The organism is Parabacteroides sp. FAFU027, assembly GCF_022808675.1.
Classification (GTDB): Bacteria; Bacteroidota; Bacteroidia; order Bacteroidales; family UBA7332; genus CAXXIC01.
In genome coordinates this window covers 473312-493186 of the sequence record NZ_JAKZKV010000003.1, presented here as the reverse complement: position 1 = coordinate 493186, position 19875 = coordinate 473312, and the positions used below count along the sequence as shown (strand labels likewise).

The window sequence follows — 19875 nt, the reverse complement described above, 5'->3', positions numbered from 1 at the left end:
AAAAAGAGAATTGTCTCAATATGAAAATTGAGACCAATTGCATTAATATCTGTTTTATATTGGTTTTGTTCGAATCTACCTTTGTAATGGAATACATGCTCCGTGATGAGTAAGCCAGTCAATATCCTAATTATTAATCTGAAATAAATGAAGTACACTTCCCGTTTTTTTGCAATCATTTTACTCTCTCTCTTCTTGCCTAAAACAAAGGCACAATCTCACTATCCCGGTCAACACAAAGGGAAAATGGCATTGACTGACAAGTTTACCCCTAAAGTATCCAATTTCGATTTGCAGGACGTCCGCTTGCTCGATAGTCCGTTTAAAGAAAATCTGGAGCGTAGTACCAAGTGGATGCTCTCCATTCCCGTTAATTCCTTGTTGCACTCGTTTCGCACGAATGCAGGGATATTTAGTGGCAACGAAGGCGGTTATTTCGTGGCGAAAAAACTGGGAGGCTGGGAGTCATTGGACTGTGACCTGCGTGGCCATACCACCGGACATATCCTATCCGCTTTGGCGATGGCTTATGGCTCGACAGGCAACGAAGCGTTTAAAATCAAAGCAGACAGCCTGTTGAAAGGATTGGCCGAAGTGCAGGAGGTGCTTAACCAGGATGGTTACCTGAGCGCTTTTCCACAGAATCTGATTGACCGTGCGATTGCCGGACAACGTGTGTGGGCACCGTGGTACACACTGCATAAAATCTACTCTGGGTTGATTGACCAGTATCTCTATTGCGATAACAAAATGGCGTTGGATGTTGTGAAAAAGATGTCCGGCTGGGCATACAACAAACTCAGCAAGCTTACGCCCGAACAACGCAAAACGATGCTTCGCAATGAGTTTGGCGGAATGAACGATACTTTTTACAACCTTTATGCCGTTACCGGCAATCCGCACGACAAGTGGTTGGCAGAGTTTTTCTACCACGAAGATGTGCTTGACCCGCTTAAGAAAGGCGAAGATATCCTTAATCCCAAACATGCTAATACCTTTATTCCAAAGTTGATCGGACTTAGCCGGGATCTGGAAATAGAAGGAGATAAAGGGCAGAATCAGATTGCCGACTTCTTTTGGAATATTATGATTGACCATCATTCGTTTTGTACCGGCAGTAACAGCGATAAAGAACATTTTTTCCAGCCTGATACGCAATCCAAACACCTGACCGGTTACACCGGTGAGTCGTGTAATGTTTATAATACTTTGAAACTGACCCGTCACCTGTTTTCGTGGAATCCCGATGTGAAATACATGGATTATTACGAACGAGCTTTGTATAACCACATATTGGGACAGCAAGACCCTACCACTTCGATGGTTGCCTATTTCTTGCCGATGTTGCCGGGTGCGCACAAGCTTTATAGCACACCGGATAGTTCGTTCTGGTGTTGTGTGGGGACTTCATTTGAAAGTCAGAATAAATTCGGGGAGGAAATTTATACTTACAATAATAAAGGGGTAATGGTTAATCTTTTTATCCCTTCCGTATTGACCTGGAAAGAAAAAGGGCTGACCCTTCGTCAGGAAACCAATTATCCCGCAGGGGAAACCACCCATCTGACTGTGGAGAATGCCCCTTCTGGTAAAATGACCATCGCCATCCGTTATCCGGCCTGGGCGGTATGGGGCGCTACCGTTAAGGTGAATGGTAAAAAGGTGAAACTGTCTCAAAAAACGGGCACTTATATTGAATTATCCCAGAACTGGAAAAAGGGGGATAAGATAGAGGTGACTTATGCCATGAAACTGCATGTAGTTCCAACTCCCGATAATGCCAATAAAGCGGCCATTGGTTACGGCCCGATTATTTTGGCAGGTGAAATGGGTACGAAAGGAATGGTGCCTCCGGCTCCTCACTCTGACCCAAAAAAGTATAATGATTACTATACCTACAACTTCAATGTTCCATCTGACCTGGTTCATGAGTTGACATTAGACCGGAATAATCTGGATAAATACATCAAACCTGTTGCCGGAGCCGATCGTCTGACTTTTCAGACCGTAAAAGAAGGAATTCGGTTAGAACCTCTTTACCGCGTCCATCGTCAGCGTTATGTGGTGTATTGGGATTTAAAATGATTTGGACATCAAGCTATTTAATTGTAAATATATGAAGAAAAGAATCTTAGGGATTTTATTTTTTAGTGCATTCATTGTGTGCGTATTTGCGCAGAAAAGAGAAATAATACAACCGGGTGAAATATGGCCAGATGTAGATGGTAACCATATTCAGGCTCATGGCGGTGGTATTATAAAAATAAAAAAGACATATTTTTGGTATGGAGAGCAGCGTTCTCAGGGATTAGATTCAAAATACAGGTATGTAAGTTGTTATTCTTCTGAGGATCTTATAAACTGGAAATTTAGAGGAAATGTTCTAAAAATGTTACCACCGGATTCAATGGCTTCAAACTGGATTTTAGAAAGACCGAAAGTCTATTACAATCAAAAGACCAATAAGTATGTCATGTATTTCCACCTAGATGATGCCAAATACCGGACAGCTCAAGTGGGTATAGCAGTATGTAATAAACCTGATGGTGATTTTAAATATGTACGTCGTTTTCGTCCTCTTGGATGCCAGAGTCGGGATATTGGCCAGTTTATTGATGATGACGGTTCGGCATATCTGGTATTTGAAGACCGTCCTACCGGCTTCCATATTGCGAAATTATCAGATGATTATATGGACATCGTGAAGGATATGACAATAGTGAAAGCCCACATGGAAGGAGGAGCAATCGTGCATTATGAAGGCTTGTATTACTCGATCGGTTCGGAATTGACTGGTTGGAGAGCCAATCCGAACAAGTATGCTACGGCTCCATCTCTGGAGGGTCCCTGGACTGAATTTAAAGATATTGCACCAGCGGCAACGAATACTTATGGTTCGCAATCCACAATGTTAATAAAAGTAGTGGGTTCTAAAAAAACAACGGTGATTTTTATGGGGGATCAGTGGAGGCCTAAAACTCAATGGGATTCCCGCTATCTTTGGATGCCATTAGAAATAGGAAATGGAAAATTGATTCTTCCACAACCTAACCCCTGGAAAATTAATTTAAAAACCGGTGAAGCTACTGGTCTATAGGCTTCATCCTAAATAAAATCGGTTGGCTTAAATTTACCTGAACTATTAAGAGCCTGTTTAAATTTTACCGAAACATTTTCATATAGGGAGAAGAGTCTCCTTCCTTTGCTCCTTTTTTAGTCTCTTTCGGGCATATTTTTCACTTTTCCCCCTTGATTTAGCCCGCTAAATCTGCGGGATAAAAGCAAAAAATCTATCTCAAAATAGTCCTGAAAAAGTATCGCAATAAAATTTAAACAGGCTCTTAGTGTCTATCAAAAATCACCAATACATCAATGAACTACCGCATCACGGCACTATTGCCGCATAATGTTAAGAATTATAATTTATTTGAACCAATGACATCTATACCCAAAGCACTTCTACCTATCTTGCTGTTGAGCTTTTCTCTTCAGCTTTTTGCTCAAATAAAGACGCCTGTTTCCATTGAAGCCCCGGATAAAATGATAAAGGCGGAGTTTTCTGTCGATGAACAGGGTAACCTTCTGTATCAAATCTCTTGTTTTGGAAAAAAAGCCTTAACCTGGTCTTCGCTTGGATTGAATACCAATGTCGGTATTTTAGGTGAAAATACAATCATAACTGCAAGCAAAGTAAATTCGGTCAATGAGAAATTTCACTGGACTTTAGGAGAAAACGATATAATCAACAACCATTACAATGAGCTTACTTTATCCTGTGTTTCGTCAGGGAAACCTTTTGATATGATTGTCCGGGTATTTAACGGCGCTGTTGCATTCCGATATAAAGTTTCAAAATCGTTGAATACCGATGGAAATCGTATTTATGGAGAACTGACATCCTTTCATTTACCCAAATCAACTACTATCTATCAGTACAATCAGGAGTCGGTATTTACTCCGATGCTGGTTGATACAATGCCAAAGACTTGTGATTTCCCTGCGACGTTACGAACTTCCGACTTCTACTACAGCATAGGAGAAGCAGAGAACAACTGGTACACCAAAGCCGAGCTTAAAAAAGGCAATGAATCGAATTCATTGACCGTCGCTTATGTGCGGGATAAAGAAGTTGTGGCTCAAAATGAGTTTGCAACACCCTGGCGCACTGTGGCTATTTCCAAAACAGCCATTGGCCTGCATGAATTTGCTGATTTATATCTGAAACTCAATTCAACCACTGTAAAAGACGTTCCTTCATGGATTAAGCCAGGTAAACTGATCCGTTCGCAGTTGAATACTCAGTCAGGACTCGATTGCATTGACTTTGCTGTGAAACATAACCTGCAATACATTATGTTTGACGCCGGATGGTACGGGCATGAATTTCGCTCCTCTTCCGACCCGACTCAGGTTATAGAGCAGATGGATTTGCCGAAAATTATCAGTTACGGAAAAGAAAAAGGAGTAGGTGTGATTCTTTACGTGAATAAAGTGGGCCTTTATGCCAAACTCGATACCATTTTGCCCTTATATAAGAAATGGGGTGTGGCCGGCTTTAAATTCGGTTTTGTGGACGGACTATCCCAGCAGGGAATCAGCTGGCTTGATCAGGCTATTCGTAAAGTAGAACATTATGGATTTATTCTGGATATTCACGATAATTACAAGCCAACCGGTCTGAGTCGTAAATATCCAGCATTGCTTACCCAGGAGGGGATTCGCGGCGATGAGAATCGTCCGGATGCTTTTCATACAACTACTTTGCCATTTACCCGGTTTCTGGCAGGTCCGGCTGATTTTACCTTCTGCTATCCCAATTCCCGCGAAAGTTTCAGCAAAAACCTGAAGGTGACCAAGGCTCATCAGTTGGCATTGTCTGTGGTCTACTTCAGTCCGCTTCAGTCTCTCTACTGGTATGGAAAACCGTTGGATTATAAAAATGACGGAGAAATTGAGTTTTTTGATCAGGTACCTACCGTTTGGACAGAATCGCACTATCTTACCGGTGAAATAGGGGAGAATATCTCCGTAGCGCGTCGAAGTGGCGATACCTGGTTTATGGGTAGTGTAACCGGGCTGAAAGACTGGAAAGGCAGGATAAAACTTGATTTTCTGAAACCGGGAGTAAAGTACGAAGCAACCGTCTATGAAGATAATGGAAACGAAAGTATTCGTAAGACAACGCTTCGTGTGAAAAATGGGGATTTATTCTCATTGGATCTTAAAGCTAAGAGTGGCCAGGCTGTGATTATTCGTCAGGCTAAATAAATGAATTATGAACTAAATTTTGAAGGGATGATTTTCAATGTAATGAATTCTTATTTAAGATTATCCGTAATTGTATTGCTTCTGTTAAGTAGTTACGGTCTTGGTTTTGCACAGGTATGGCAATGGTCTGTACCGGTAAAAGGAGCCGGTATCGACAATAATGCCCGTGCTTTTCTTTGGGTACCTGAAGAATGTAAGCAAATACATGGTTTGATACTGGCGCAGCACAATATGGAAGAAATCTCTATTCTCGAGAATCCGGTTTTTCGTAAAGAGATGGCCAAAATTGGTTTTGCCGAAGTATGGGTGTCTCCTTCTCCGAATGTATTGAAGTTCTACGATTTCAGTATAGGGGCTTACGAAATTACCAATGCATATCTGGATAGTCTGGCTTTTGTGTCTGGTTACGATGAAATACGTTATGCTCCGGTGGTGCCTATCGGACATTCGGCTGCGGCCAGTATGCCTTACTATTTTGGCGTAAGAAATATGGCCAGGACTCTGGCTTGTGTATCTGTAAGCGGACAGTGGCCTTATGTGCGGGAGGGGAACTTTACTCCTAATATATGGACTAAAGAGCAGACATTGGATTATATTCCATGTTTGGAGACAATGGGAGAATATGAAGCAGCTGCCACCTGGTCAAAAGAGGGCCTAAAAGAACGTCAGGAGCATCCGCTGTTACCATTGAGTATGCTGGCTGTACCGGGTGAAGGGCATTTTGCCAGCTCAGACCGAAAAGCGGCATTTATTGCCTTTTATATCCAAAAAGCAGCACAATATCGTTTGCCAAAAACGCAGGAGAAAGGAAAGTCTATTGTCTTAACTCCAATAGATCCTACAAAATCAGGCTGGTTGGCCGAGAAATGGAAAAGAGATTCTGGGGCATCGGTTTCTCCGGCTCCTATCTGTCAATATCAGGGTAATCCCAAGGAGGCATTCTGGTTTTTCGATAAGGAAATGGTTGACCGGGTTCAGGAATACCAGTCGTCATTTCGTGGATTGAAGCCGCAATTGGTGGGCTATATTCAGAATGGTAAAATGGCTGAACAGCGAAATACCCACATTCAGGTGACGATGAAATTTCTTCCTGCAGCTGATGGTATGACATTCCATCTGAAGGGCGGCTTCTACGATACGGTACCTGCTGTAAGTAACCGTCTGACTGACTGGACGCAACTGCCTGTAGGCACAAAGCTAGGCCATTCTAATAATACAGAGGCTATATGTCTTGAGCGTATTTGTGGGCCTTCTAAAATTATAAACGATACCACCTTTAAGTTTCAGCTTGATCGGAGTGTGGATTTGTCAGGTAGTCGTTACTCCTTAACATTTGCAGTGAAACATCCGGGTGATTTAGAATATAAATCAGCCGTTCAGCAAGGTGATATTAATATCCCTGCGGTTTTAAAAGAAGGTAAAAGTCAAACAATCACTTTTTTACCGATTGCTAATCAAAAAGCTGGAGTCAGGTCTTTGAAATTACGGGCTACTTCTGATGCAGGAAAACCTGTCCAGTTTTATGTCCTTGAAGGTCCGGCGGAAGTAGATCGGAATATGTTGAATTTAACCCCCATACCTCCGATGGCTAAATATCCGGTCAAAGTAACGGTTGTGGCCTGGCAATATGGAAGTTCTGTAGAACCTAAACTTAAAACGGCAGAACCGGTTATCCGTAGTTTCTATTTAATGAAATGATAAACAGAAATATAAATAAATGAAAAAGCTAAGTTTTATATCTGTAGGGATATTTATTTCAATTCTCACAATTGCGTCTCAAAAGATAAAGCATCCCTCCATGGTCTTTACTCCAGACCGTATTCAGCAGGCGAAACAGGGTATAAAAGAAGACCCCAAAATGGCAAAAGCCTGGGACGAAATCAGGCAGAATGCTGATGCTGCTTTGAGTAAAAATGATTTGCTTCAAACGGATTATCTGGCATTGGCTTATTTGATGACCAATGACAAAAAATATGCAGAGAAGACAAAATCCATATTGTTGAGCTCCGTCAGAGGAAAAGCCTGGAGCAGCAGCGATGAGATGTTGATTCGCAAACCAGCCTGGCGCTCAGATTTGAAACTATCCGAAAAATGCAAAATCAGTGCGATAGCCTTCGATGGGATTTATAATACGTTGTCGGTTGATGAACGGAAAGAAATTGCTCAGGGTCTTTATAAATTTGGTGTTGAACCATCCCTGGGGGATTGGTTGCTGGAACCGACACGGATACATTCGCTCAATACGATGGGACACAACTGGTGGACGGCTTGTGCCGGCATGGGCGGATTGTTGGCAACAAGTATTGAAGATGAGGTTCCGGAGGCGGGAAAGGCTGCGGCAAAACTGTATGGACAGTTGCCGGAATGGTTCTCCTTTGCCGGAGACGTGCTACAAAATAAAATGAAAACGTTTGATGAAAACGGCGGGATGTATGAAAGTGTCAACTATGCCAATTTTGGTATCAGTGAAGCTCTGTTGTTTCGTTTAAGCTGGCAAAATGCCCATCCGACGGTAAAGCCCAACGAGATTCCCGAATTGGCAAAGATTCCTGATTTCTTCATGCATGTCTGTTATCCCCGTACCGGAATCCTCTACAATGTCTATTTCGGAGACGGTAGAGCAAATCCATCGGCTGAAAATACATTGATGTTTTTGTATGCACTCGGACAAAAGAACAAAAATATTTTGTGGTACCTGAACCATGTATCCGATGGTCAGAATCGGGAAGGATATTACAGGAATACCCCTGTCGGATTCCTCTATTTCCCTGATAGTAAGAATGCACCGGATGTGCCGCAGCTGAACAGTTCCCAAATTTTCCCGGATTTCGGATGGGCGACTTTTCGCAATTCCTGGGAAAAGAATGCGACCATGCTGGCCGTCAAAAGTGGCCACACGTGGAATCACTCCCATGCTGATGCCAACTCATTTATCATATTCCATAAAGGCGATAAGATAATCAAGGAGGCGGGGAACTGCTCTTACCCTAATCCGGAATATAAAGACTATTTTTTCCAAAGCCAGGCTCACAATGTGGTATTATTCAATGGTGAAGGTCAGCCCACGACCCAGCAATACGAAGGCTCAATGCTTGACGGGCACCTTTCATCCCGGATTGACGCCGGCAATATCAAGTATATTTTGGCAAATGGTACCGGTCCGTATTCGGATAATTTTAGCCGGAATTTCCGCCATTTTCTCTGGATAGACAATGTCATTTATATCCTTGACGATTTGAAAACGTACAAGTCAGGAAAGTTTGAATGGCTGTGGCATACGGAAGGTGAAGTAAAGAAATCAGGAATTGATTTGAATGTCACCAACAAAAATGCATCGGTCGTTATTCGTCCCATTTATCCTGAATACCTTGCTCCGTCAGCTTTTCTCCACGATTACCCGACTTTCTCGTATGTGCAGGAATTGCAGGGTCCGACCGAAGACCTGAAAGGTAAAGAGACCTACTATTCGTTTAAATATCCGGTAGAATCGAACCGCATAAAAGGATTGACAGCGATAATCCTCAAAGATTCGGTCAATGAAAAGGCATTGCCCAAAATGGAACGCATCGAAGGCAAAGACTGGATAGGAGTAAGGGTAAGAAACAAAGGCAAGATAACGGATATTATCATCAATCAATTGGCTGACGGACGATTGATGCACTCCAATTCCTGGATTTGGGCTGAAGGCTGGGAGACTGATGCTTATATGTTTGCGGTTACTTATCCTGAAAATGCTAAGCCGGAAGAGGCATCTCAATACTTTATTGCTTACGGTAGCGCTCTGAGACGGAATGGCGAATCGTACTTCGGCTCTCTTTCCAAGTTGTTTGTTGTTCAGAAAAATGAGGGGAAGAAAGTCGAATTGACAGTTGAAGGCCAACCCTTGATAAATGCAACTTTTTGTAGTCCGATCAAACCAGCTTCACTGATTTTGAATGGTAAAAGCGCCGACGTTCATTATGAAAGCAAGCAACTCACTGTACAGCTAGATAGTAGGAAATGAAAAGGAACTTTGAATCTGTAAAATATATGGAATGGGCTTCTGGAAATAACTGAAATATTGATAGGCACAATCATTATTTGACGCTTAAAGCCGGATAGTAGTATCAATATCTAATATGAGACTATTATCCGGCTTTGTTTTTTTCTATTTTGAGTATGAGACTGTAGTTTTGTTCTCATTATCTCAGGCATCACTTTCTAGCCAATCTATTAATCATTCTAACGTTTATGAGGAAGACACATTTTCTTTTTTTGATTTTGTTGGCATTGGTCCAACCTATCTTTTCGCAAAACATTATTAAGGGTACTGAAGCCCAGGTAAGTTCTCCGGACGGAAATTTTATATTCAACTTTTACCAAAAGACAACTCCGGAAGGTAAAAAACAAATGTATTATTCGGTGAATTTCAAGAATAAGTCGGTTATCCTGGAGTCTGAACTGGGACTGAATGTGGAAAACCAACTGTTCGAATCTGCGCTGGCTATTCCCAACGATGAAAGCAAGCTATGGTGTGAAAATCTGAGTCTGACGAATATCGCTAAAACGACAGTCAATAAGACCTGGAAGCCGCTTTATGGTGAACGTAGTACAATCGTTGACAATTACAATGAGTTGATCATCGATTTCGATAAAAACGCAGAAAAAGAGAATGCTGCAAGTGAGCATACCGGTGTTGGGTATGACCGTCGCCGTAATTATAAAATGAGCCTGATTGTTCGGGCCTATAACGAAGGTGTGGCATTCCGTTATTTTATTCCTGAAAATACAAACGGACTGTTTATGCACATCACCGGAGAGCAAACCCAGTTTACCATGCCGGAAGGAACGTTGGCTTATTACGAACGTTGGGCTCAGGGTCCTTATTCTTTGCAACCTTTGAAAAACTGGCCGGATGAATGTGAACGCCCGCTCACGTTGAAGTTGACTAACGGTCTGACTGTCGCATTGGCAGAAGCCGAAATGATTGATTACTCCCGTGGGAAGTTCCGCTTGAACACAGAGAAGCCCAATACAATTCAGCTATCCATGTATGATTGTGCCGATGTGATTACCGCCTTTGGCACTCCCTGGCGTGTTATTCGTGTGGCCGATACCCCGGGAAAACTGATTGAAGGGAATGATATCATGCTGAACCTAAACCAGGAAAGTCAATTGGCAAACACCAATACGGATTGGATAAAGCCCGGAAAATCTATCCGCGTGATAAATCTGACGATGAAGGGAGCAATGTCATGTGTCGATTTTGCTGCTGCCCGTAATTTGCAGTACATCCTTTTTGATGCCAGTTGGTATGGTCCGGAGATGAAGATGTCGTCGGATGCCAGCAAAGTGGCGGCAACCAAAGATATAGATTTGCAGAAGGTTATTAAGTATGCCGCAAGCAAAGGCGTTGGACTGTTTTTGTATGTAAATCAACGTGCTTTGGTTCAGCAGATTGATTCGCTTTTCCCTTTGTATGAAAAGTGGGGGGTAAAAGGAGTGAAGTTCGGCTTTGTACAAATAGGTTCCCAAAAGTGGACCAGCTGGGTACATGAGGCTGTACGTAAGGCTGCCAGATACCACCTGTTAGTAGATATTCACGACGAATATCGTCCAACTGGTTATAGCCGTACTTACCCTAATCTGTTGACTCAGGAGGGAATTCGCGGTAATGAAGAGATGCCGGATGCCACGCACAACTGTATTTTGCCGTTTACCCGTTTTCTCGCTGGTGCCGCTGACTATACGGTGAGCTATAATAGCTCGAGAATTAAAAATACCCACGCTCACCAGTTAGCATTGGCAGCCATCTATTACAGTCCGCTTCAGCACCTTTACTGGTATGATAAACCGGAAGATGTGGTCAATCAGCCGGAGATTGAGTTCTTTGATAAAGTAAAAACCGTGTGGGATGATACCAAAGTACTAAGTGGGGAGATTGGCCAGAACATTGCTACCGCAAAACGTTCGGGTAATGACTGGTTTGTAGGGGTGATAACCAATACAGAAGCACGCGAGATGACTTTGCCTTTGAACTTCCTTACTCCAAAGCAAAAATATGTCGCGCACATCTATGTGGATGATGAAACGGTGCAGACTAAAACCAAAGTGAAGATGCTGAAGTATATCGTCACTTCAAAAGACCAGTTGAAGTTTGCCCTCAAGGCGAGTGGGGGAGCAGCGGTTCACCTGGAACCTGCGAAAGCAGAGGATTTGAAAAAATATAAAAGCTTGCCTAGGGTGGAAATGTAATCGTCAAGCGATTGTGTGATTTTTGTAAAAGAGGTGTGGTATCTTTCTTAGTAAAGATATTGCACCTCTTTTATTTTTCCTATACCTAAAAGGCTTTTGTTTATTGAGTCTCAAATCCCATATTGAGACTTCTTCGGGCGTGAAATAAAGGGGGGCTTGTGGCTTTTGATAATAGTTTTGCAGCGTGTAAAAACAGTGTTATGTAAAGAGACTAATCACGAATAGATTAACTGATTACATTTTACTCTTCAAATTGGAGATAACCTAAATCATGGTAGTGCCTGAAAAGCTGATACACCTAAGAGTTTCTTCTATTTACCGATTACATGAACTTTCTTAGTTTGAAGTTAAGTTAATCATCATTCTCCGATAGTTTTCATAGTTAGATAAAAGTTGAGTGATTATTCCGGAAAGATTTGGAACTGTTTTCCGACAGTTCCAATATCTGGATGGATAATGTGATTTAACCTAATTTCTCCCAGATTCAGACAATCTAATGAATCTCATATTGCTAACTTAATCACCAAACATGAATAGAAAGTTATTTACTTTATTTGTGGCTATTATGGGCTTAGCGTTGTGGCAGACAAATGTGTATGCGACGACTTACACTGCAACAACTACAGGTACCTGGACTACAACAACTTGGTCTCCAACATCTCCTACCGGACTGGCTACAGACAGTATCGTAATTAATTCAGGTATTACGGTTACACTTGCTGCAAATACTACTTGTGGAGGTATTTATGTCGCTGGAACTCTTGCTTCTGGTGCCTATAATTTAACCTGCGGGAATATAAATATTCCAACAGGTGGTATTCTCCAAGGTGACAATACTGCCGGAGGAACTGTACGAACATTATTGACGACAGGAAACTGGATAACTGTAAATGGAACTTTGGGTTCTACTACAGCAGGCACATCTGGTGAAAATTACCGACTTTATCTTAATGCAGCTGGAACAACAACAATAACGGGTAATGGCACAATTGGTATTGCACGAATTCAAGCGGCAAATGCCTCACCGGGAACAAGTGCAAATCAAACATTTGTAATTGATAATAATATAGAATTAAGAAGTAATAACTCAGTAACCGGTCAATCAGCTTTTAATCTGACTCCTGTGGCTTATGGTTCGTATACGAAAACTCTAACCATTAATGCAAACAAAACAGTAAAACTATATTATGCAAGTACATCATTTGGTGGTTATCAATCATTGAGTTTATTGCCATGGAATTCAGTTCAAGGTGGTAATGTAACAATTAATATCAATGGTACATTAGATTGTAGTGCGGGGCAGTTTAATTTAGCAACAACAAGCGGATCTTCTACAACTCAGAATATCACCATCAATGTTGGTAGTACAGGAAGCTTGCTTTTGGGTTCTACAGTACGAATGTACAGACCACAAAGTGGCCAAAGTATCAATATTAATGTTGCTGATGGTGGCGTTATTGATGGGTCTTCTTCTGCAATGTCATTTTTTAATACCGGGTCTTCAGCACTTACTGGAGTCTCAACTAATACTTCTGCACCAACAACTGCAGCAACTGCCGCTATAACCACTTCAACGAACTGTATTTATTCTGTTAATGGAGGTTTAGGTGGTACCGGCTATACTGATGGTGCAGCAGTTACAGTTTCAGGTGGTGCTGGATCGGGAGCCATTATAAATCTAATATGTAATTCAGTTGGTGCAATTATTGGTTATGATATTGCCGATGGAGGTACAGGCTATACTTCTGCCCCAACAATTACTCTTCCAAGTACTTCTGGTACGACAGCAAATGCTCCTACGGTTTCTGTGACGAATGCTAGTACTTACAGTATTAAAACAATTACTTTATCTACTGGTGGATCTGGATATTCTCAGAATGGTTTTGTTACAGTTAATGGTACTTTTACAAACTCACAATATACTCCGTGTATAATTGCTAAAGTATCTGGTGGTGTAGTAACTGGTTTTTATAAGCTGCATGGAGGGAATGGAACTGCATCAATTACAGCCACCGTTATTGGCGGTGGAGCTCCAACCCAATGGTTTGCCATTAATGGAACGAATCAAACTGGTATGGTGAAAGTAAACGCCTCTGCATACACATCAAACCCGGTTTGGATTGGTACTTCTAATTCAAATTATGATCCAATTACAATAACACCTACTGCTAATGGAGTGTTTTCAACAAATGTTCATACTACAACAACCAATTTCCCAGCTAAATACAGTACTTCAATTAATCAGGTTGAATGGGCTATTACGCCGACTACTGCCGCTACTGCTGATATTTCATTGACTCCCCACAGCTATTTGGTTAATTCAACCCCGATTATTGCTCAAAAAAATACAAGTGTATGGGTAGAGAATAATGCTTCGTTTAGTAGTCCAATTTTCACTAAAACAAGTATGACTTTACCGGCTTCTCAAAATCTTTTTACAACAGGAACTTCAGGAGCTTATACAGTTACATCGGGTACGACTGGTGATTGGGGAACGGCAGCAACTTGGGCAGATAATGTTGTGCCTTCCGCGAATGATAATGTCGTAATTGCATCGGGGCATACAGTTACTGTTAGCTCGCCTGCAAACTGCGGAAACCTGACAAAAACAGGAAGTTTGATTACTAATGCTAATCTAACGGTTCTGGGAAGTCTTTCTGGCTTAGGAAGTCACACAGGTATAGCAAAAACTATAATGACTGGATCTGGAGTGGCCATCGGCAAAGGATCAACTAGTAACCTGGAAATAGCAACCGGCTCAACAGCCAATGTAATAACCACAACTGGTGACGTGACAGTTAACGGTGATCTGACTGTAACAAGTGGGAAATTTACTATGGGGGCTAAGGTATATACTAACAACATTTCAATTGCTAGTGGCGCCATCATGAATGCAGATAATGGTGCCAGTAGTCAGTTTTTACGAAGAATTTTGACGGTTGGTAATGGATCTGCAGGAAATGCTGTCACCGTAACTGTGAATGGAACTTTGGGCAGTGGAACACGATATAGCAATGATGGTATAGATATGGAAGTTCATGCAAATGCAAAAACTCTTACCATTGGTGGCTCTGCAGGTACAATTGGAATTGCTTGTTTACGTCCTGCTGCAAATGCAGATTCGAGAACATTGGACATTACCATTAATCAGAATATGACATTGAACCGAGATAACGGTGGCGCTTCTAATATAGAACCGGCATTAACATTGCAGAATAATACTGGAACTTATGCACGAACACTAACTATACCTACAGGGGTCACTGTAACTTTACGTGGTAATGCTGGATTACATGGATTGAAAAACTATGTCAGCGGAAGCGATGAATTACTTAATAACTATGCCAGTTCTTCACTAAACCAAGGAAACTGTACCTATAATGTGAATGGTGTCTTGGACTTAAGTTACAATAATTCCATTTGCAATCTGAACACTTGTTCTTATACCGGTAATACACAGGCAGTAACAATAAATATAGGTTCGACTGGTACATTAAAGCTCGGTAATATCGTAAAGATGTACACTGCGCTGGCAGGTCAAAGTGCAAGTATTGTTCCTGCAGCCGGTTCAACTATAGAATATGGTTATAATGGTACACCAACATTCTTGCTGACAACGGGAAATGGTACAGCTCCTGCATTACCAACTTATTCAAATTTGAGAATTAACAATACAAGTGGTGTAACATTCCCAAGCCTGTCAACTGTAACTGGTGATTTAACATTGACTGCGGGATATATCGGGAGCTCCGTAACGATGGGGGGCTCATCTGCCCAAACGGTCAACGGTAATGGAAAAACAGTAGCAACCCTGACCATCGCCAATACAACCGGCGTATCACTTGCAAGTAACCTTACTGCAACTATCCTGAATATCAATCCTGGAGCCAAGCTTACAAATAACGGAGCCTTGAATGCGCCAACCTTTAATATTCTGAGTGATGCTACCGGTACAGGGACCTATCTGGATAACGGAACCACGGCTGCGACAGCCAATGTACACCAATACCTGACAGGAGCCGGCGGCACAACTCCAAGCGGTCGCTTCTGGTATATCTCGTGCCCTGTCGCAAGCAGTACTTTGCAAGGATTAACCGGAACTACCACTAAGCTATGGTATTATAATGAGTCGAGTGCTTCTTATTCAGGCCCTTATACTGATTTAGCTACTTATCCTTTCTCCGTAGGAAAGGGTTATGTCACACGCCTGGGGGAAACCTCTACAGCAAACTTTACCGGAACGCTGAATACGGGAAGTCAACCCATTAATTTGACAAGCCAGGGAACAACTGCCAAAAAAGGATATAACCTGATCGGAAACCCGTATCCTTCTTATCTGAACATCGAGGCAGTAGGTCTGACCTCTTCAACTACTGTATTGACTACGGTATGGTTCCGCTCAAATCCGGGTAATGATGCCACACAAATGGCCTTTGATACTTATAACGTATTATTGCATACCGGAACCAAACCCAGTGGTCATTCTGCGTCAAAATACATTCCACCTATGCAGGCATTTTGGGTAAAAACAAAGGCTGATACAACATTAAACTTTACTAATTCAATGCGGGTTCACCAGGATTCTACACTGAATAAACTAAAAAGCGCGACTGTTGACGAGCAAACTCAGGTAATCCGCCTGCAAGTATCTAACTGTGCCTATAGCGACGAAGCGTTACTGGCGTTTACCTCTAGCGCAGCCGACAGCTACGATGCCTACGATTCACCTAAAATGACAAACAACGTGGACTCCATTCCTGAGATCTATACGTTAGCCGGTACAGAGCAAGTGGCCATCAACGGACTGAATAGCGTAGCGAACAATCCAATGCTGGCATTAGGTTTCAAAACCGGCCTGGCCAATACAAACACTTATACCATTCAGGCAACAGAAGTGTCGAACCTTAATACGGGAACTCAGGTGGTACTGGTGGATAACGTAGCCAATATATCGACCGATTTGACTGATGGTACAGCTTATACCTTTACCTCGTCATCAACCAATACGGCAAGCCGATTTACTTTACGTCTAAATACCGGATCGAATGTTGCTACCGGATTGACTAAAACAATCGATGCCCAAAACTTCGTGATTTATCCAACCGGTAAAGGTCAGGTTGCAATCGTAAAGAAAGGTGCAGCCGGAAATGCCAATGCAAAAGTTACCAACCTGCTGGGTCAATCAATACTCACAACAGCATTGGTTGATGAAACCACAGTGTTGGGAGAGAATCTTTCGACTGGGGTATATTTGGTCAGTGTGAAAACAGCCAATGGACAATTTACGAAGAAAGTAATTATCGAATAATCGAAGTCGGATCAAGAAACAGTTAAGAAATAATCTGAATGAAAAGAAGCGGTAGTACTTTACACCGTAGATTGAAAAAGTTGATTTGGATAATGAAATATCTCTGATACTACAGTCAGATGGTTTAAACGGCGATACTCCTCCCGGTGAACCAACCAGATATTTACCGGACTATTTTTCTAACGATCCGTATAACAACAATCTCGACTAACTGTGTAGTCGTCTAAAATTCCAAATATGAGAATACTTAAAGAAAAGAAAATCTACATACATCCGCAGATAGAAGAGGTTTGTCTGGATAATGAAATCACATTAATTATGCAATCCAACAACGATGCAGACACTCCGCCGGATGATCCGACGGGATATGCATCAGATTATTTCAATAATGATCCTTACAAGAATAATTTAGGATAATCTTTAGAATGCTCTCTGTAAAAAGCGGCGAGCTTTCCTTCGAACTTTTTATATTGGTGTTTTGATAAAGTTATCTATTGCTTTAGATGATTGTTAGTGTTAGGTAAAATTGATACTTGAAGATTGATTGTGTGTTTGGAAACGGGAACTGTGAGCAATTGTAGTCCCGTTTTTCTTTTTTGTAGCGATTATAGGTGATTTGCATCACAAAAGAGTCTCACTTTATATTTTGATACTTCTTTGCAATGTGGATATAAAAATAAAAGAAGGGATACGGCATAATTTTGTTCCTGTCAATATGAAATCGTTTTGAACATGAAAGCCACATCACCAGCTACCAATAACCTTCGAAAAAAAGATTCCATTCCTGGCCTGGATATTTTTGAAAAAGCTTACCGGGATTATTTTACCCGGTTGGAACTTTATGCAGCTTCCATTTTGGCCGAAGATGAAGCTACGGATGTGGTGCAGGATGTCTTTTTGTATATGTGGAATAATATTGAAGAGTTTACAAAATATTCTTCGGTTTATGCCTATCTTCGGCGGATGGTTTACTGCCAGTGTGTGGATCAGATTCGTCACAACAGAATCGCTGAAAAATACATATCCGAACAGCTTTATGTTTCGGATTCAATCCGGAATGATGTGGATTTAACCGTTTCTTACCGGGAGCTGGAACGTATATATAATAATATACTGGAGGAAATGCCCCCCAAACGGCGGGATGTGTATGTGTTACAACAAACGACCGAACTTTCACTAGCCGACATTAGTCTGAGAATGAATATTTCGGTCAAAACTGTGGATTGCCATCTGGCAAATGCAAGGAAGACTCTTCGGCAAAAACTGATTAGTTATCAGTCCCGGTAGATTTTTATCAGGTTTGGTGGGTATTTCCTCAAAAACAGACTAACGCCATTAGAATCCTTCAAGTATTATGAAAAACAGAATTGTTGACACGAATCTGCATTTGTCAGATTTTAAAGAGATATACAGAAAGCTCTATCCGAAGCTATCTGTTTATGCGACCTTGTTTTTGTCACAGGACGAAGCACATGATGTTGTTCAGGAAGTGTTTGTTTCTGTCTGGGAAAATCAAAGTCTGATTATGGAGGAAGCGTCCATCCATTCGTATCTTTACAGAGCCGTTTATAACCGATGCATTGATGTCTTGCGTAAGCAATATACCAAAGAACAATATGCTTCAACTGTTCGGACGGAGATTCTGGAGAAAGAGGCGAATTATTTCCATCCTGATAATCATGAGATAGAGAATCGGCTGTTTTCGCAAGAACTTTATGATACAGTGCATTCGGAAATAGAAAAACTGCCCGCCAAATGCCAGGAAGTATTCAGGCTCTATTATTACGAACAGAAAAGTGCCAAAGAGATAAGTGAAGCACTCGATTTATCCAGAAGCACGGTTGAGAATCACATCTATAATGGCATGAAAACATTGAAAAAAAGATTTTCCAACTATCAGTTTATACTGTTCCTGCTTTTGATACAACTCCCTCAATGGTGAAATAGATGAAAAGAAAAAATAGCAGGAGGTTTTAGGTATAATCGGTTTTACTCACGTAATACTATTAAAGGGTAAGTATTTTCAATAGGTTAATCACAAATGGAAACAAAATACAGAGAACTGATAAATAAATATCTTGATGGAGAATGTTCAGAAGGAGACCTTCTGGAGCTCAATCATGCTCTTGATACATCGGAAGAAGTCAGGGCTGAGTTTGTCGAAACGAAGCTAATGAAAGCGTCGGGTAGTTTCGCTTACTTCTCTGATGAAAAACGGATTGATCGTTCGTTTGAAGAGCTGATGGCACGTGTCGGAGAGGATTCTTCTGACGCCGGAAAGTTGAGGTCTACAGTTCCTTTATTCCGAAAATTACTGAATTATGCAGCGGTACTTGTCGGAATCATAACGGTTGGACTTGGCGGGTATTTCCTTTATCAAAAGACTTACGCTACTTCCGAAATGCTTTCAGCCGTTGCAACGATTGAGAAAATGAATATCCGACTGGAAGATGGAACAGAGATTACGCTGGACAAAAACAGTACGTTGCAATATCCGGAACACTTCGAAAAGAACAGTCGCAATATTGAAATAGAGGGCCATGCCTTTATGAAAGTGGCCAAAGACAAACAACGTCCATTTCGGGTAAAAGCCGGAGAGGTATATGTGCAGGTATTGGGTACTCAGTTTGATATCAGGACTGAAAAAAATATTTCGGAAGTGGCTTTGATAGAAGGATCGGTCGATATACGTGATAAGCAACAGAAGAGTCTGTACCGGATGAGACCCGGTGATTTCGTTTCATATCATCCAAAGCAGAAGAAGCTCCATTATAAAAGAATCAATTCCGGACTTTATCTTTCCTGGTTGAAAGGCGAGATAGACCTGAATGCGGTCAACTTTGGCGAACTGGTAGAGGTGCTCCAACGTTACTATCACAAGAGGATGGTGGTGCAATCTCCCGAGCTGAATAAGTATGAGTTGGTTGTAAATCTGTCACTTGATATTCCCGTTGTAACCATGATGGAGGCATTATCAAATGTAGCTCCAATTAGTTACCGGATTACAAATGACTCCATCCTGATCTCTTCGAAGAACAGGCCCAGATAAGATCTGTTAAATAGAA

General features: G+C 41.6%; 11 protein-coding genes. All 11 read left to right on the top strand.

What is annotated here, in order from left to right:
• The first annotated feature begins 147 nt into the window (after positions 1 to 147).
• The 11 genes from MLE17_RS07375 (at position 148) to MLE17_RS07325 (ending at position 19859) form a co-directional block, all read left to right on the top strand.
• Positions 148 to 2085: a glycoside hydrolase family 127 protein gene (locus MLE17_RS07375; RefSeq protein ID WP_243348113.1), complete on the top strand. Its 1938-nt coding sequence runs from the start codon at positions 148 to 150 to the stop codon at positions 2083 to 2085.
• Between the two features lie 31 nt (positions 2086 to 2116).
• Entirely contained in the window at positions 2117 to 3097 is a 981-nt protein-coding gene (locus MLE17_RS07370; RefSeq protein ID WP_243348112.1) for a family 43 glycosylhydrolase, read from the top strand.
• A 275-nt stretch (positions 3098 to 3372) separates the two neighbouring features.
• Complete coding sequence (locus tag MLE17_RS07365) at positions 3373 to 5268, top strand: glycoside hydrolase family 97 protein (protein ID WP_243348111.1); 1896 nt, start codon at positions 3373 to 3375, stop codon at positions 5266 to 5268.
• A gap of 27 nt (positions 5269 to 5295) precedes the next feature.
• Positions 5296 to 6966 (top strand): hypothetical protein, encoded by a 1671-nt coding sequence (locus MLE17_RS07360; protein ID WP_243348110.1) that lies wholly within the window; start codon positions 5296 to 5298, stop codon positions 6964 to 6966.
• Between the two features lie 19 nt (positions 6967 to 6985).
• Positions 6986 to 9271, top strand: coding sequence for a heparinase II/III family protein (locus MLE17_RS07355; RefSeq protein WP_243348109.1), 2286 nt, complete (start codon positions 6986 to 6988; stop codon positions 9269 to 9271).
• A 227-nt stretch (positions 9272 to 9498) separates the two neighbouring features.
• On the top strand, positions 9499 to 11502 hold the full coding sequence (locus MLE17_RS07350) for a glycoside hydrolase family 97 protein (RefSeq protein ID WP_243348108.1): 2004 nt from the start codon (positions 9499 to 9501) through the stop codon (positions 11500 to 11502).
• 529 nt (positions 11503 to 12031) lie between these two features.
• A complete protein-coding gene (locus tag MLE17_RS07345; protein WP_243348107.1) occupies positions 12032 to 16810 on the top strand; it encodes a T9SS type A sorting domain-containing protein in 4779 nt (1592 codons plus the stop codon).
• 237 nt (positions 16811 to 17047) lie between these two features.
• Positions 17048 to 17227 carry a hypothetical protein gene (locus MLE17_RS07340; protein ID WP_243348106.1) on the top strand — a complete coding sequence of 60 codons (180 nt, stop codon included), beginning with the start codon at positions 17048 to 17050 and terminating at the stop codon, positions 17225 to 17227.
• A 315-nt stretch (positions 17228 to 17542) separates the two neighbouring features.
• Entirely contained in the window at positions 17543 to 18097 is a 555-nt protein-coding gene (locus tag MLE17_RS07335) for a sigma-70 family RNA polymerase sigma factor (RefSeq protein ID WP_243348105.1), read from the top strand.
• A gap of 67 nt (positions 18098 to 18164) precedes the next feature.
• Entirely contained in the window at positions 18165 to 18752 is a 588-nt protein-coding gene (locus MLE17_RS07330; protein ID WP_243348104.1) for an RNA polymerase sigma-70 factor, read from the top strand.
• 99 nt (positions 18753 to 18851) lie between these two features.
• Positions 18852 to 19859 carry a FecR domain-containing protein gene (locus MLE17_RS07325; RefSeq protein ID WP_243348103.1) on the top strand — a complete coding sequence of 336 codons (1008 nt, stop codon included), beginning with the start codon at positions 18852 to 18854 and terminating at the stop codon, positions 19857 to 19859.
• Positions 19860 to 19875 lie beyond the last annotated feature (16 nt).

What these genes read in the sequence shown, in the direction of transcription:
- MLE17_RS07330 (WP_243348104.1), top strand. Translation starts at nt 18,165, where the DNA reads ATGAAAAACAGAATTGTTGACACGAATCTGCATTTGTCAGATTTTAAA.
- MLE17_RS07345 (WP_243348107.1), top strand. Translation starts at nt 12,032, where the DNA reads ATGAATAGAAAGTTATTTACTTTATTTGTGGCTATTATGGGCTTAGCG.
- MLE17_RS07370 (WP_243348112.1), top strand. Translation starts at nt 2,117, where the DNA reads ATGAAGAAAAGAATCTTAGGGATTTTATTTTTTAGTGCATTCATTGTG.
- MLE17_RS07335 (WP_243348105.1), top strand. Translation starts at nt 17,543, where the DNA reads ATGAAAGCCACATCACCAGCTACCAATAACCTTCGAAAAAAAGATTCC.
- MLE17_RS07355 (WP_243348109.1), top strand. Translation starts at nt 6,986, where the DNA reads ATGAAAAAGCTAAGTTTTATATCTGTAGGGATATTTATTTCAATTCTC.
- MLE17_RS07365 (WP_243348111.1), top strand. Translation starts at nt 3,373, where the DNA reads ATGAACTACCGCATCACGGCACTATTGCCGCATAATGTTAAGAATTAT.
- MLE17_RS07375 (WP_243348113.1), top strand. Translation starts at nt 148, where the DNA reads ATGAAGTACACTTCCCGTTTTTTTGCAATCATTTTACTCTCTCTCTTC.
- MLE17_RS07325 (WP_243348103.1), top strand. Translation starts at nt 18,852, where the DNA reads ATGGAAACAAAATACAGAGAACTGATAAATAAATATCTTGATGGAGAA.
- MLE17_RS07360 (WP_243348110.1), top strand. Translation starts at nt 5,296, where the DNA reads ATGATTTTCAATGTAATGAATTCTTATTTAAGATTATCCGTAATTGTA.
- MLE17_RS07350 (WP_243348108.1), top strand. Translation starts at nt 9,499, where the DNA reads ATGAGGAAGACACATTTTCTTTTTTTGATTTTGTTGGCATTGGTCCAA.
- MLE17_RS07340 (WP_243348106.1), top strand. Translation starts at nt 17,048, where the DNA reads ATGAGAATACTTAAAGAAAAGAAAATCTACATACATCCGCAGATAGAA.